At 65.6% G+C, this 15963-nt stretch carries 11 protein-coding genes; all 11 read left to right on the forward strand.

The genetic code is table 11. The features are described 5' to 3' along the window. The first annotated feature begins 666 nt into the window (after positions 1-666). The 11 genes from LN450_RS22405 to LN450_RS22455 all read left to right on the forward strand — a co-directional run bounded on the left by LN450_RS22405 (position 667) and on the right by LN450_RS22455 (position 15942). On the forward strand, positions 667-1407 hold the full coding sequence (locus LN450_RS22405; protein ID WP_011347248.1) for a flagellar motor protein: 741 nt from the start codon (positions 667-669) through the stop codon (positions 1405-1407). 6 nt (positions 1408-1413) lie between these two features. Continuing rightward, a complete protein-coding gene (gene motD / locus LN450_RS22410) occupies positions 1414-2388 on the forward strand; it encodes a flagellar motor protein MotD (protein ID WP_011347247.1) in 975 nt (324 codons plus the stop codon). 1 nt (position 2389) lies between these two features. Then, positions 2390-3172, forward strand: a complete 783-nt coding sequence (locus tag LN450_RS22415; RefSeq protein WP_011347246.1) for a ParA family protein — start codon at positions 2390-2392, stop codon at positions 3170-3172. Next, a complete protein-coding gene (locus LN450_RS22420) occupies positions 3169-4443 on the forward strand; it encodes a chemotaxis protein CheW (RefSeq protein WP_011347245.1) in 1275 nt (424 codons plus the stop codon). The genes LN450_RS22415 and LN450_RS22420 overlap by 4 nt, the downstream gene beginning before the upstream one ends. A 102-nt stretch (positions 4444-4545) precedes the next feature. Continuing rightward, positions 4546-4854, forward strand: coding sequence for an STAS domain-containing protein (locus LN450_RS22425; protein ID WP_003489692.1), 309 nt, complete (start codon positions 4546-4548; stop codon positions 4852-4854). Next, positions 4851-5216 (forward strand): response regulator, encoded by a 366-nt coding sequence (locus LN450_RS22430; protein ID WP_002806565.1) that lies wholly within the window; start codon positions 4851-4853, stop codon positions 5214-5216. The genes LN450_RS22425 and LN450_RS22430 overlap by 4 nt, the downstream gene beginning before the upstream one ends. A 33-nt stretch (positions 5217-5249) precedes the next feature. Further along, the gene (locus tag LN450_RS22435) at positions 5250-7259 is read left to right on the forward strand and encodes a chemotaxis protein CheA (protein ID WP_008577777.1); all 2010 of its coding nucleotides are present in this window, start codon (positions 5250-5252) and stop codon (positions 7257-7259) included. A gap of 243 nt (positions 7260-7502) precedes the next feature. Then, positions 7503-9788, forward strand: a complete 2286-nt coding sequence (locus LN450_RS22440) for a methyl-accepting chemotaxis protein (RefSeq protein ID WP_041855047.1) — start codon at positions 7503-7505, stop codon at positions 9786-9788. Between the two features lie 306 nt (positions 9789-10094). Further along, positions 10095-12368 carry a methyl-accepting chemotaxis protein gene (locus LN450_RS22445; protein ID WP_011347243.1) on the forward strand — a complete coding sequence of 758 codons (2274 nt, stop codon included), beginning with the start codon at positions 10095-10097 and terminating at the stop codon, positions 12366-12368. Positions 12369-12691: 323 nt separating this feature from the next. Further along, on the forward strand, positions 12692-13225 hold the full coding sequence (locus LN450_RS22450) for a hypothetical protein (RefSeq protein ID WP_008577780.1): 534 nt from the start codon (positions 12692-12694) through the stop codon (positions 13223-13225). Positions 13226-13764: 539 nt separating this feature from the next. Next, the gene (locus tag LN450_RS22455; RefSeq protein ID WP_011347241.1) at positions 13765-15942 is read left to right on the forward strand and encodes a methyl-accepting chemotaxis protein; all 2178 of its coding nucleotides are present in this window, start codon (positions 13765-13767) and stop codon (positions 15940-15942) included. Positions 15943-15963 lie beyond the last annotated feature (21 nt).

Here is a 15963-nt window from a genome sequence, read left to right on the forward strand (position 1 = left end):
CAACGCATTCTGCCGCGCAGCAGGCCGGCGGCGTTGCAAGCGCCACGATTGCGGCCGGGCTCGCCACGCTTGCACGCGGCACGCTACAGCCTGCCTGCTGCAGCAACCGCTCGATCGCGGCCCGCAAGCGCCCTCGCCCGCAACCAGGCGCAAGCGGTTCAACCACGCGCCTGCACCGTCTCCATCATTTGCAACCGAGCTGAGCGAGAAACAGGATCGACAGGAGTGTTGGCACACTCCAGGACATGGCACACCAGGCCCCTCGGCGACCATGGCCGTCGCAGGGATGTGTCGCGATGGCGACTCAGACAGGATGTCTGCTGCGCCGAACAGCCGATGAGCGGCCGCGCTGGGGCCCTCACCGAAGCCAACAACCGACAGTCCGCGCCTGGACGTACCCTCACCCCAACCCCTCTCCCGGCGGGAGAGGGGCTTTAGTGCCGCGTCGGTCGTGTCTTCCTGTGTCCGCCTCGGTAACGCATGGGCTGACCTGAGGCACCATTGAGTTCATCGCAACCTTCTACGACCGGGGAACCGGTCCCCGCCCGCGCGATTGCCCGCAACGACGTCGGCAATTCGCAGACCCATTCCCCAGAACGACAACTTTCTGGCGCGCCAACCGGGCGCATCTATCAAGTCCGCCGGGCCTGGGCCGATACCGCATGCATGGACAGACTCAGCGTAATCGGACTGGTGCTGGCGATCGTGGCGATCGTGGGCGGCAGCGTGTTGAAAGGTGCCGGCATTTCGTCGCTGTGGTCGCCGGCTGCCTTCGTGATCGTCATCGTCGGCACGGTGGCGGCGATCCTGCTGCATACCTCGCCGGCGGTTTTCCGGCGCGCGTTCAAGATCCTGCGCTGGGTGATCCAGCCGCCGGCCAGCGATCGCCCGCAGTTGGTGGCGCGTATCGTCGAGTGGAGCAATATCGCCCGTCGCCAGGGCCTGCTGGGCCTGGAAGACCAGTTGCCGCGTCAGGAGGATGCCTTTCTGCGCAAAGGCCTGCAGATGCTGGTCGATGGCGTGGAGCCCGAATCCATGCGCCACATGCTGGAGATCGAAGTGGACAACCAGGAGCGTCAGGATCTTGCCGCGGCCAAGGTATTCGAGGGCATGGGCATCTATGCGCCCACCCTGGGCATCATCGGCGCGGTACTGGGCCTGATGGCGGTGATGAAGAACCTGGCCGACCCGGCCATGCTCGGGCATGGCATCGCGGCAGCCTTCACCGCCACCATCTACGGCATCGCCTCGGCCAACCTGCTGTTTCTGCCGGTCGCCGCCAAGCTCAAGAGCGTGATCCATTGCAGCACCAATGAGCGCGAAATGGCGATCGAAGGCCTGATCGCCATCGCCCAGGGCGAGAACCCGCGCAACATCGAATCGAAATTGGCAGGCTACTTGCATTAGCGCGTTATGGCCCGTCGTCGCAAACACCACGAAGAACATGGCAACCACGAAGCGTGGGCGATTCCGTATGCCGATCTGATGACGCTGCTGCTGGCGTTCTTCGTGGTGATGTACGCCATCTCTTCGCTCAACGAAGGCAAATACAAGGTCATGGCGCAAGCGCTGACCAGCGCCTTCGGTGGCTCGTCGAACAAGGCCAGCCCGGTGCAGCTGGGCAAGACCCAGACCCTGGGCGCCGATTACGACCGCCCATCCGTGATCAAGGCCGGCGCGCCGATGGCGGCTTCCAATGGCCCGACCGACCCCACCCTGCTGCCGTCGATGGCCGCGCAGATGCGCATGCCGGTGTCGCTGCGCAACCAGGCGCAACTGGCGCGCGCACAGCGGCAGATGGATGCAGTGGAGCAACAGCTGAGCAAGACGCTGGCCCCGCTGATCGACAAGCAACTGATCACCATCCGCCGCAACGATCTGTGGATCGAGGTGGAGATCAACAGCGACATCCTGTTCGGCACCGGCTCGGCCACCCTGGCCGGCGGCGCCCGCGGGACGTTGTCCACGCTGGCCTCGGTGCTGCGCGATGCGCCCAATGGCGTGCGCGTGGAGGGCTATACCGATAACCAGCCCATCGCCACTGCGCAATTCCCCTCCAACTGGGAGCTGTCTGCGGCGCGTGCGGCAAGCGTGGTGCACCTGTTCGCCGACGACGGCATCGCCCCGCAACGATTGGCGATGGTGGGCTATGGAGAATTCCGCGCACGTGCCGATAACAGCACTGAGGCGGGACGGAATGCGAACCGGCGTGTGGTGTTGATCATCCTCGCTGACTCGGCTGGCTCACTCGCACCCGATCCGCCATCGCAATTAAATGCGACCGCCGCCGGGGCGCCCAAGCTTCCCAAGTCTGACGGCGGCCAAACGGCCGTCACCACCGAAAGCGGCACAAGTTCCGTCCCCGCCGTAATTCAAGGAGTGCAGTGACATGCGTATCTGGGCAATCGCCAACCAAAAGGGCGGCGTCGGCAAGACCACCACGACGCTGGCATTGGGTCGCGGCCTGGCCGCGCTCGGCCACCGCGTCTTGTTGATCGACCTCGATCCGCACTCCTCGCTCACCCGCGCCTTCGGCGTGGCGATCGACCCGCCGCCGCGCGGGGTGCTGGACCTGTTCGGCACTCCGCCAAGCGACCTGGCCAGCCTGGCGCATGAAAGCAGCATTCCGGGCCTGTCGTATGTGTGCGCGCAAGCCGCATTGGCCACGCTGGAACGCCGCAGCGCCAACCAGCCCGGCCTGGGCCTGGCGCTGCAGAACGCCATGACCCGGCATGCCGGCCAGCACGACTACATCCTGCTGGACTGCCCGCCAACCCTGGGCCTGCTGATGATCAACGCACTGGCCGCCTGCGACCGCGTGGTGGTGCCGACCCAGGCCGAGCCGCTTGCCCTGCATGGCCTGGCCAGCATGGTGCGCACCGCCGACATGGTGCAGCGCTCGCGCCGGCGCGAGCTGCCGGTGTCGATCCTGCCTACGCTGTTCGACCGCCGCACCCGCGCCGGCACCGAAACGCTGAAGGAAATGCAGGCCACCTACGGCCCGGTCGTCTGGGAAGACGCGGTGCCGGTGGACACCCGAATCTGCAACGCCGCCGCCCTGACCGTGCCCGCCGTTGGCGGCGACTATCCGGGCCGCGGCCTGTCCGCGTATCGCCGCGCGCTGGAATGGGTGCTGGCCGATGACGCGATGCGTATGGAGCAAGCCGCATGAGCAACCCCACCGCCAACGGTGAATTGGACGATTATCTGGAAGGCCTGCTGCACGATGCGGGCGTGGAGAGCGTTGCCCCACCTGCGGCCACCGCAGCCACGGTCGAAACGCCGGCACTTGCGCATGCAGATCTTGCGCTGGCCGAGCCGCCGGTCGAGACGGCCGCACTTCCCGAAGCCGCTACCGTCTCCGAAGCTGCCACCTCCAACGCGATTGCCGCAGCGCGCAGCGCCGATGCGATCGCCGCCGATTTCCTGGCAGAAATGGACGCCGACCCGGCCTTCGCACCGCCGGTCAAGGCCGCGCCCAGCGCTGCCGACATTGCCGCCGACTTCCTGGCCGAAATGGACGCCGACCCGGCCTTCGCACCGCCGGTCAAGGCCGCGCCCAGCGCCGCCGACATCGCTGCCGACTTCCTGGCCGAAATGGACGCCGACCCGGCGTTCGCACCGCCGGTCAACGCCGCACCCAGCGCCGCCGACATCGCTGCCGACTTCCTGGCCGAAATGGACGCCGACCCGGCATTCGCCCCGCCGGCCAAGGCCGCGCCCAGCGCCGCCGACATCGCCGCCGACTTCCTGGCCGAAATGGATGCCGATCCGGCGTTCGGAACCGCGCCCACTGCAGTGGACCTGATCACCGCCGATCTGCTGGCAGAAATGGATGCCGACCCGGCCTTCGGGCTGGAGGCCGCACCGGTCGCGGTGCCTGCACCCGCCCCGGCACCGGCGCCCGCCCCGGCCCCCCGTGCGGCACCGGCGCCGGCACGCGCGCCGGCACCGACCGGGCTGCAGGCACTGCTGGCACCCGGCCAGGCCGACAAGATTCACGCCGAACGCCGCGCCAGCGAACGCAGCACCCGCTGGCTGCGTCTGCGCTGCGGCGAGCAGACCTATGCGCTGGAATTGCTCAAGGTGCAGGAAGTGGTGCTGCCGGTGCCGCTGCTGCCGCTGCGCGGCACGCCCAGCGCCATGCTGGGCATCATGAACCTGCGGGGCCAGGTGGTCCCGGTGATCGATCTGGGCATCCACCTGGGCTCTTCGCCGGTGGACATGGACCTGCAGACCCGCGTGGTGGTGCTGGAAGAAAACGGCGAAACCATGGGCCTGCGCGTGTCGGCCGTGGAAGACGTCACCAGCCTCACCGATCAGCAGATCGAGCCGCCGGACAACGCCCGGCTGTGCCGCATCTACAACAACCTGTTCCGCGGTGTCGCACGTCTGGGCCATCAGCCGATGATCCTGCTCGATGCCACCCATCTGCTGCATTGATGCGCGCCTAGCTTGCTCGCACCTGCACGCACAACGATTCACCGTTAAAGCTTTTCCGCCCCCCGCCGTTAGTACGCATAGAACCATCCGTTCGGAGCAACAATGAGCACAGTGACATTGGGTGAGGATCTCGGCATCGAGACCAGCGCCGACCTCAAGCAAAAGCTTGCCGGATTCCTCACCCAGGACGGCGACCTGGTGCTTGATGCCGGTGAAGTCCGACGCATCCACACCGCCAGCGTGCAGTTGCTCTGCGCCTTTGTGCAGAGCCGCCGCCAGGCCGGCCTGCACACCGAATTCGATGGCTGCAACGACACTTTTAGGGATGCAGCGCGTCTGCTCGGCGTCACCGACGCGCTCGGACTCCCCGCATCCAATGACAACCTGAAATCTGTGGAGAACGCCGCATGAGCGCACGTATCTTGGTGGTGGACGATTCGGCGTCGATGCGCCAGATGGTCTCTTTCGCCCTCACCTCTGCCGGCTTTGCCGTCGAAGAAGCCGAAGACGGCGCCGTTGCGCTGGGCCGCGCGAAGGGCCAGCGCTTCAATGCGGTGGTCACCGACGTGAACATGCCCAACATGGACGGCATCTCGCTGATCCGCGAGCTGCGCCAGCTGCCGGACTACAAGTTCACCCCGATGCTCATGCTCACCACCGAGTCGGCGGCCGACAAGAAATCCGAAGGCAAGGCAGCCGGCGCCACCGGTTGGCTGGTCAAGCCGTTCAACCCAGAACAGCTGATCGCCACCGTGCAGAAAGTTCTCGGTTAAACCCTCCTCGCTTCAGCTTCGGATTTCACGCCCATGAGCATGGACCTGCAACGTTTCCACGCCACCTTTTTCGAGGAAAGCCGTGAAGGGCTCGACGCGATGGAGGCCGGGCTGCTGTCGCTTGAAGAAGGCAACCGCGACCCGGAAATCATCAACTCGGTGTTCCGCGCCGCGCACTCGATCAAGGGCGGCGCTGCCACCTTCGGTTTCGACGCCGTCGCAGGGCTGACCCACGTGCTGGAGACGCTGCTGGACGAGCTGCGCTCCAACAAGCGCCAGCTCGAACCCAATGCGGTCGATGCCATGCTTGGCTCGGTCGATGTGCTGCGCGCCCTGTTGCGCGAAGCCGAACACGGCACCCCGGCCGATCCGGCTGCGGTCAAGGCCGTGCACACCCGGTTGAATGCCGTGCTCGCTGGCGAAGCGCCGGCCGCCGCGGCGGTCGCCAAGCCCAAGGAAGAAGAACCCGAAGCCTGGCATATCGGTTTCACCCCGGCGCCGTCGCTGTTCATGAGCGGCAACGACCCGCTGCGCATCATCCGTGAGCTCGAGCACCTGGGCCCGCTGCAGATTGCCGCACGCCTGGAGCGCATGCCGGGTTTTGAAAACATCGACCCGCTGGAAGCCTACCTGGCCTGGGATCTGGGCCTGATCGGCAAGATTCCGCGCAGCAAGATCGAAGACACCTTCGCCTGGGTGGTGGACGATTGCGAGCTGGACATCCGCCCGATGGCGGTGCCCGGCCCGCCGCCGAGCCTGGCCGTGGACGCTCCGGCGGCCGCACCGGTTGCAGCCGTTGCCGCTGCACCGGGCGCCGCTGCCGAACCTGCTGCCGCCGCGGCGACACCGGCCAAGGCCGCCGCTGCCGAAGCCGAAAGCTCGATCCGCGTCAGCGTCGACAAGGTCGATGCATTGATCAATCTGGTCGGCGAACTGGTGATCACCCAGGCCATGCTCAAGCAGGTCTCCACCGGCCTGGACCCGGCGCATGCCGAACAGCTGTTCGCCGGCCTGGATCTGCTCGAGCGCAATACCCGCGATCTGCAGGAAGCGGTCATCGGCGTGCGCATGCTGCCGGTGGATGCGGTGTTCCGCCGCTTCCCGCGCCTGGTACGCGACCTCTCCAGCCGCCTCGGCAAGCAAGTGCGCCTGCGCACCATTGGCGAAAGCACCGAGCTGGACAAGGGCCTGATCGAAAAGATCGCCGATCCGTTGGTGCACCTGGTGCGCAACTCGATCGACCACGGCCTGGAAATGCCCGATGCGCGCCGCGCCTCCGGCAAGGACGAAACCGGCACGATTACCCTGGCGGCATCGCACCAGGGTGGCCACATCGTGATCGAAGTCAGCGACGACGGCCGCGGTCTCAATCGCGCCAAGATCCTGGAAAAAGCGGCCGAACGCGGCATCGCCGTGCCGGACAACCCGACCGATGCGCAGGTGTGGGACTTGATCTTCGCACCGGGCTTCTCCACCGCCGATGCGGTGACCGACCTGTCCGGTCGTGGCGTGGGCATGGACGTGGTCCGCCGCAACATCCAGGGCTTAGGGGGCGAAGTGCAGCTGGAAAGCAACGCCGGCAGCGGTACCCGCGTGTTGATCCGCCTGCCGCTGACCCTGGCCATTCTGGACGGCATGACCGTTTCGGTCGCCGGCGAAACCCTGATCCTGCCGCTGTCCTACGTGCTTGAAGCCCTGCAGCCGGCACCGGAAGACGTCCGCGCGATGGCCGGCGACGGTCGGGTATTGCGGGTGCGTGGCGAATATCTGCCGATCCTCTCGCTCACCAATTACTACGGCTTCGGCGGGCAACAGTCCTCCAAGGAATCGCTGGTGGTGGTGGTCGAAGGCGACGGCCAGAAGATCGCGCTGGAAGTGGACGAGTTGCTCGGCCAGCAGCAGGTGGTGGTCAAGAACATCGAGAACAATTACCGCCGCATCCCGGGCGTTTCCGGCGCCACCATCCTCGGCGATGGGCGGGTCTCGCTGATCGTGGACATCGGTGGACTGGTGCGCTCGCTCAAGGTACCGCAAGCCGCGTAATGCACTCGCCGCGGCGTGGATGCCGCGGCGCAAGGCTCCACCACGCCATCGATGCACGATGGGTGCTGGAGCGATCGCCGGCAGTATGGGGACTGCCGGCATCAGCAACACCCGTCCGGCCCGACACGACCGGCGGAGATTCTGGCCCTTTGTCCGGATCTTTCGACGCTGCCATCGTCATTCGCCCAACCACTGACGGGCGCCCACGAGGCCAGTCGTTCTCTGCAATACGAGAAGACCGCTATGAACTGGTTCCGCAATCTTGCCGTTGCCCGCAAGTTGGCCGTGGCGTTTTCCTTTACCGCGTTGATCACCTTGAGCCTGGGCGGGTTTGCGCTCGTGCGCATGCAGTCCAGCGCACATCTGTTGCGCGAGATCGGCACCGTGTGGGCACCGGCCGTGCAGCAACTGAGCGAAATGCGCGCATTGCTCGGCGAATTCCGCACCTACGAACTTGCCCAGCTGGCACACGCCGACGATCCGAAGGCGGTGCAGAATTATTTCGAACGCATGGACAAGGCGCGCGCCGACGTCGCGACGGCGCAGGACGCCTACGCCAAGACCACCACGGCCGGCAGAGAGACCGAGTTGTACGACGAGGTCAAACTGAAACTGGACGCGTACTACAAGGCCAACGCCGCACTCAGCGCCGCGGTGCGTGCCGGCGATCTGGTCACTGCCAATCGCGTTTCCGATGAGCAATCGCGCCCGGCGCGGCGCGACCTGTTCGCGAACTTGGTCGAGCTGACCAAGTTCAACGTCGCCCACATGGACAGCGAGATCGCGCAGGCCGAGGCGACCTATCAACGCTCGGTGCAGGTCATGCTCGTGGCGATGGTGCTGGTCGTGCTGCTGGCTGCATTTGCCGGTTGGTTCATCGCCCGCAGCATCGCCGGCCCGCTCGCTCGCGCCACGCGGGTGGCCAGTGCCATCGCGCAGGGCAAACTGGATAACGCCATCCACGTCGACAGCCGCGACGAAGCCGGGCAACTGCTGCACAGCATGGAAGGCATGCAGCGGCAATTGCAGGCCGTGCTTGCAGCGCAGTCGGAAATGGCCAAGCGCCACGAAGCCGGCCAGATCAGCTACCGCATGGAACACGATGCGTTTCCAGGCGACTACGGCACCATGGTGCGCGACACCAACAGCCTGGTCGGCTCGCATATCGCGGTCAAGATGAAACTCGCGCAGATCATGTCGTGCTACGCCATCGGCGACTTCAGCCAGGACATGGACCGCCTACCCGGCGAGAAGGCCGTGCTCAGTTCTACCATGGATACCGTCAAGGCCAACCTGTCGGCGATGAACGGCGAGATCAAGCTGCTGGCGCAGGCCGCTGCCAACGGCGACTTCAGCGTGCGCGGCGACACCGCACGTTTTCAGTACGATTTCCAGGCGATGGTGGAGAGCCTCCACCAGTTGATGGCGACCGCCGATGCCAACCTGAGCGCGCTGTCGAAGCTGTTGCAGTCCATTGCCGCGGGCGATCTCACCGAGCGCATGCAAGGCCAGTTCAATGGCGTGTTCGCCCGGATGCGCGACGATGCCAATACCACCACCGCGCAACTTGCCGATATCGTTGGGCGCATCCAGCACGCCACCTTGTCGATCAATACCGCGGCCAGCGAGATTGCCGCCGGCAACAACGATCTGTCGCAGCGCACCGAGCAGCAGGCGGCCAACCTTGAAGAAACCGCTGCCTCGATGGAGGAACTCACCTCCACCGTGCGCCAGAACGCCGAGCATGCGCGCCAGGCCAACCAGCTCGCCATCGGTGCGGCCACGGTGGCCTCGCAAGGCGGCAGCGTAGTGGCGCAGGTGGTGACCACCATGTCCGGCATCGAAGTGTCCTCGAAGAAGATCGCCGACATCATCAGCGTGATCGACGGCATCGCCTTCCAGACCAATATCCTGGCCTTGAATGCCGCCGTGGAAGCAGCGCGTGCCGGCGAGCAGGGCCGTGGTTTTGCCGTGGTCGCCTCGGAAGTGCGCACGCTGGCGCAGCGTTCGGCCGGCGCGGCCAAGGAGATCAAGCACCTCATCGACGACTCGGTGAGCAAGGTCGCCGAAGGCTCCGTCCTGGTGGACCAGGCCGGCAAGACCATGGCCGACATCGTCGCCAGCGTGCAGCGCGTCACCGACATCATGGGCGAGATTTCTGCCGCCTCGCAGGAACAGTCGGCCGGGATCGAGCAGGTCAACCTCACCGTGACGCAGATGGACGAAGCCACCCAGCAGAACGCAGCGCTGGTGGAAGAAGCCACGGCCGCGGCGCGTGCGATGGAAGAGCAGGCCGGTCAGCTGTCCGATGCGGTGTCGATCTTCAAGGTGCAGCAGGTCGCTGCCGTGGCCACTGCAGCCAAGCGCCCTGCTCCGCCGCGCCTGGCCGCCGCCAAACCAGGCGCTGCCAGATCGGCCACGACCAAGCGCGCCCCTGTATCGGCCGGTGTCGCGGCCACGGCCACAGCAACGCCACGCCCGGTGATTGCCGCAGCCGCCAACGGCGAGTCGAGTTGGCAGGAGTTCTGAGCGACGCCTCTGCGTGGAGCAGGCGATAAGGCGACCACGCATGAGCAAGCCCCGGCAGCGATGTCGGGGCTTTTTTTGGCGCGTGCGGGTTGTAGCAACGCTCACGCGCACGCATCCCTGCATCCAATACAGCAGCAGATTCTCGCAGCCGCCACGCCTGCGCGATGCATCGCTTGGCTATGCCTCGCGCTGGCCCACCGAGTACCATGAACGCCAGCATGCTGCAATGAAACATGCGACTTCAGAATTCCGGGTGGCGAACGCTACCGGTGTATCTCTTTTCCACCCTCCCCAGAGAGAAACACCATGAAATTCCTGCATTCCATGACCGTCGGGCGACGACTGGCGGTGGCATTCGCGTTGCTGATCGCGTTGCTTGCCGGCTCCACCGCCCTGGCGCTGTCCCAGTTCAAGACCGTCCAACATCAGGTCGCGATCATCGTCGAGGTCAATAACCGCAAGGCAGCGCTGCTCAGTCAGATGCGCGAGAGCAACATGCTCGGCGAGCGCTACATCCGCGACTTCATGCTGGCGAGCCCGCAGCAGCGGCCCGCTGTCGATGCGCAGCTCAAGGCCAATCGCGAACATTACGCACAACTGTGGACCGCGTTGAAACAGCTGCCGACCAATAGCGACGGCCTGCGTGCACGGCAGGCCATCGAAGACAGCCTCACCGCTGCCCGCGCCACCAACAACCGGCTGCTGGGCCTGGTACGCGAAGGCCACCTGGAGGGCGCAAAGCAGCTGCTCAGTGGGCAGGCGCAGCCGTTGCTGGAGCGCCGCTCCAAGGCGATTGCTGCCGCGGTGGAATTGCAGAATCAGCAGAATGCCGCCGGCGCGGCCACCATCCTGGGCAGCGTGGCGCTGGCAAACCGTGCCTTGATCGCCTTCGGCCTGCTCGCGGCCGGCCTGGCCGCCGCGTTGGCGTGGCTGATCTCGGCCAGCCTGGTGCGGCCGCTGAAGCAGGCCACGCAGGTCGCCGATGCGATCGCCCACGGCGATCTGGATCACCCGATCGGCCCGCAGCCAGGCGATGAGCCCGGCCAGTTGTTGACCAGCATGCGCGGCATGCAGGAGCAGCTCAAGGCCGTTGCCGCCGCGCAGCAGGAGATGGCCCGCCAGCACGACAGCGGCAAGATCAGCTTCCGCATGGACCAGGATGCGTTTCCCGGGCAATACGGCAGCATGGTGCGCGATACCAATGCTCTGGTAGATGCGCATATCGCGGTCAAGCTCAAGCTCGCGCAGATCATGTCGCGCTACGCCATCGGCGACCTGAGCCAGGACATGGACCGCCTGCCGGGCGAAGAAGCCGTGTTGAGCGAGACCATGGACACCGTCAAATCCAACCTGACGGCGATGAACAGCGAGATCAAACTGCTGGCCCAGGCTGCGGCCGATGGCGACTTCAGCGTACGCGGCGATACGGCGCGTTTCCAGCACGATTTCCTGGCAATGGTGGAAAGCCTCAACCGGCTGATGGCCACCGCCGACGGTAATTTGGGCGCGCTGTCGAAGGTGCTGCAGGCCATTGCTGCAGGTGATCTCACCCAGCGCATGCAGGGCGAGTTCAACGGCGTGTTCGCGCAGATGCGCGACGATGCCAACGCCACCACCGAACAGCTCTCCAGCATTGTCGGGCGCATCCAGCACGCCACGGTGTCGATCAATACCGCGGCCAGCGAGATCGCCGCCGGCAACAACGATCTGTCGCAGCGCACCGAGCAGCAGGCCGCCAACCTGGAAGAAACCGCGGCCTCGATGGAGGAGCTCACCTCCACCGTCAGGCAGAACGCCGAAGGCGCACGCCAGGCCAACCAGCTTGCGATCGGCGCGGCGGCTGTGGCGTCGCAAGGCGGCGACGTGGTCGGCAAGGTGGTGTCCACCATGGCCGACATCGAAGTCTCGTCGAAGAAGATCGCCGATATCATCTCCGTCATCGACGGCATTGCCTTCCAGACCAACATCCTGGCGTTGAACGCCGCAGTGGAAGCGGCACGCGCGGGCGACCAGGGCCGCGGATTCGCGGTGGTGGCCAGCGAAGTGCGCACGCTCGCACAGCGCTCGGCCGGCGCAGCCAAGGAGATCAAGCACCTCATCGACGACTCGGTGGGCAAGGTCGCCGAAGGCTCCGTCCTGGTGGACCAGGCCGGCAAGACCATGGCCGACATCGTCGCCAGCGTGCAGCGCGTCACCGACATCATGGGCGAGATTTCTGCCGCCTCGCAGGAACAGTCGGCCGGGATCGAGCAGGTCAACCTCACCGTGACGCAGATGGACGAAACCACCCAGCAGAACGCGGCGCTGGTGGAAGAAGCCACGGCCGCGGCACGTGCAATGGAAGAACAAGCCGGTCAGTTGTCCGATGCGGTATCGATCTTCAAGGTGCAGCAGGTCGCCGGTGTGGCGCCCGCGGCCAAGCGCCCTGCACCGCTGCGCCTGGCCGCCGCCACGTCGGCCAGCGCTGCCAAACGGGTGACCGGCTCTGCTGTCGCAAAACCCAGCGCCGCCCCCGCCACAGCACAACGCCGGCTGGCTGCCGCGGCCAGCAACAGCGAATCGAACTGGCAGGAGTTCTAAGCCCACTGCAGATACACGGCCGCCGGATCAGACGGCAGGTGGTCCCCAGGCCCCGGCAGCAATGTCGGGGCTTTTTTTTGGCGGGGAAACCCTGCTGAGGCAGTGTCGCGTGTCGTTGTCGACAGCTTGCGGTGGGCGCATGAGGCTGTGCGCGTGCCTTCATCCGGCGCTGCGCACCAGCTTTTTCCCCGCACGAGAAGGGAGTCACTGCGACGACCATGCAAGCGTGCCGCTGGTCGAAAATCGGTCAAGCGCAGGCTCGTGCGGCCGATACAACAAGCACTGAGGGCCGCATTGCCCGCGCTAGATCGAAGGACGTCCGCATGCACACCGCCAACTCCAACCGCTCTGCCCGCACCGTGCTGGGCTGTGTGTTCACCGTCGCGCTGCTGGCTGCGGGCGTCTCATTGCCGCCCTCCTTCGCCGCCCCGGCAGCGCCGGTCTCGGTGCTTCTGGACAATGTGCCGGTTACCGCATTGCAGGCGCTGGCGGTGGATCTGGCGCAGTTGCGCGACGATCAACGTGCACAGCTTGCCGCCAGGCACGATGCGGCGCGTATCGAAGCCTACGACGAGCGTCTGGGCAATCTGCACCAGCGGATCGCACGGCATGCCGGCTACTTCCAGGCCACCGCGCCGCAGGGCGAACAGGCACGCAAATTCGCGCTGGTGCAGCAGCAGCTGGGCAAGTACCTGGCACAGCACCGTCAGGCCAATCGCGCCCTGCACGAAGGCGACCTGCAATACGCACAAGCCTTGTCGCTGGGCCATAGCGGCGATACTCGCCACGTCTTGTGGACCGAACTGCAGAGCCTGCAGCAATCGGTCGCCAGCGTGAACGTTGCGCAGCGCAACTGAGCCGCTGCAGGCAAACCTTGCCACGCAGCGCCCGGGCAACATCACGCGTAGCACGCGCCAGTTCACGCTGAACCATCACGCCTTGTGCGGCTGAGTTCATCGGCGCGGCGACTGCACAAACGCCCGGCCCGCCCGCCGGTGCCGTTCACACCGTGCGCGCTGCCCGGTGCTGCATGCGCAGCGCCTGCGCCAGGACGCTGAGCGCCGTCACCGCATTGCCTGATGAATTCGCCGGGCAGCTGTGAGCCGTTCAATGGTCGCCGAAAGTGCAAACCGCCACCGTGCCCACGCCGTCGGCGATCGCGTGACAGCATGTCTTTCAGGCACTGTCTGGTTCGCTGTCATGCCCAGCGCGCTGCCACTGCGCCGAGCACGCAAAGCGCCGTGCCAGCGCGTTAACGCACTGAGCAGAGCCACACCATTCGCAGGTCGACTCCGCCACGAATCGGCCGCCACCTGCGTTGTGTCCGGCTCAACATTTTCGGAATCAGGTCGCTATTCGACTTACACCGGTCACATTCCTTTGCTGGATATCTGCCATGACGCTGAAGACCACGGTTGCAAAAACACTGGCCAATGTACCGCTCAAGCGCAGGTTCTTCGCCCAGACTGCCCTGGTTGCGCTGGGCATCATTGCGTTGGCGGTGATCGCCGCACGCATGCAGTACGTCGATCTGACCGATACGCGCCGCGATGGGCTCAAGAGCCAGATCGAGATGGCGACTGCGGTGGTCAATGGCTATGCCGAACGCGCCGAAAAGGGCGAGATCGACGTGGAGACCGCCAAAAAGAGTGCGCTGCATACTCTGTCGACCATGCGTGCACGTGGCGGTGTGGATTACATCTACGTCACCGACCAGACGCCGACGATGCTGATGCACCCCACCCGCCCGGACCTGGTCGGCAAGCCGTTGAGCGACGTGCTCAGCCCGGACGGCAAGCGCGTGTTTCCAGCATTCGTCACCGCAGCGCAGGCCGGCGGCGGCTATGTCGACTACACCTGGGCCAAGCCAGGGCAGAAGGATCCGGTGCAGAAAACCTCGTACGCGGCGCTGTACAAGCCGTGGGGCTGGGTGATCGGCACCGGCGTGTACCTGGACGACACCCAATCGCAGGCGCTGGTTTTCACCGGCATCGTTGCGCTCGCCGGTGGCGCCCTGGTGCTGATCAACCTGCTGGTGGGCTGGCTGATCGGCAATTCCATCCTGGAGCCGGTGTCGCGTGCCCTGGCGGCCATCAAGGGCGTGGCGCGCGGCGACCTGAGCGTGCGTACTGCCGAACACGGCACCGATGAAATCGGCCAGATGCTCAAGGCCACCGACGAGATGGTCCACACCTTGGAGCGCTTCTCCGCGCAGACCAAGGTGATGGTGCACATGCATGCCGGCGACGATGTCACCCACCGCATGCCGACCAATTTCCCGGGCGTCTACGGCGAACTGGCCACCGGCATCAACACGATGATCTTCGAGCACCTGGATGCCATCGTCGATGCGATCGGCATCCTCAACGAGTATGCGCAAGGCGACCTGTCGCGCAATGCCGCGCGCCTGCCCGGCACGCGTGCGGTGCTGCACGAAGCGATGGACGCGGCCAAGGCCAGCCTGCTGGCGATCAACACCGAGATCAAGCGACTGGCGCAAGCTGCAGCCAACGGCGACTTCAGTCAACGCGGCGATGCCACGCGCTTCAAGCACGACTCGGCGCGCATGATCAACGACCTCAACGCGATGATGGAGGTCAGCGACCGCAACCTGGGCAAGCTGTCCGAGCTGCTGGCATCCCTGGCCGAAGGCGACCTCACTGCGCGCCTGGATGGCCAGTACCATGGCGTGTTCGCGCGCATGCGCGACGACGCCAACACCACGGCCACCCAACTGGCCGGCATCGTCGGGCGCATCCAGCAGGCCGCCAGTTCCATCACCGGCTCGGCCAGCGAAATCGCCGCAGGCAACAACGATCTGTCCCAGCGCACCGAACAGCAGGCCGCCAATCTGGAAGAAACCGCCGCCTCGATGGAGGAGCTCACTTCCACCGTCAAGCAGAATGCCGAAAGCGCACGCCAGGCCAACCAGTTGGCGATCGGCGCCGCCAGCGTGGCCTCGCAGGGCGGCCAGGTGGTGAGCCAGGTGGTGGACACCATGTCCGGTATCCAGACCTCGTCCAAGAAGATCGCCGAGATCATCAGCGTCATCGACGGCATCGCCTTCCAGACCAATATCCTGGCACTGAATGCCGCGGTGGAAGCCGCACGTGCCGGCGAACAAGGCCGCGGATTTGCGGTGGTCGCCTCGGAAGTACGCACGCTGGCCCAGCGTTCGGCCAATGCGGCCAAAGAGATCAAGCACCTCATCGACGATTCGGTGGGCAAGGTGTCCGAGGGCTCGCTGCTGGTGGATCAGGCCGGCAAGACCATGGCCGAGATCGTCTCTTCGGTGCAGCGCGTCACCGACATCATGAGCGAAATTTCTGCCGCCTCGCAGGAACAGTCGGCCGGGATCGAACAGGTCAACCTCACCGTCACCCAGATGGACGAGAGCACGCAGCAGAACGCGGCGCTGGTGGAAGAAGCCACCGCAGCGGCCAATGCCATGCAGCAGCAGGCGCAGCAGCTGGATGAGGCGGTGTCCAGCTTCCGGATCGTCGCTGCCACCTCCAAGACGTTCGGCCATGCCGGCACACGCGCGCCGGCGCGGGTTGCGCTGGCCACCTACTGACCGCACATGCCCCGCTTCGGC

This window comes from Xanthomonas euvesicatoria pv. euvesicatoria (genome assembly GCF_020880415.1).
Classification (GTDB): Bacteria; Pseudomonadota; Gammaproteobacteria; order Xanthomonadales; family Xanthomonadaceae; genus Xanthomonas; species Xanthomonas euvesicatoria.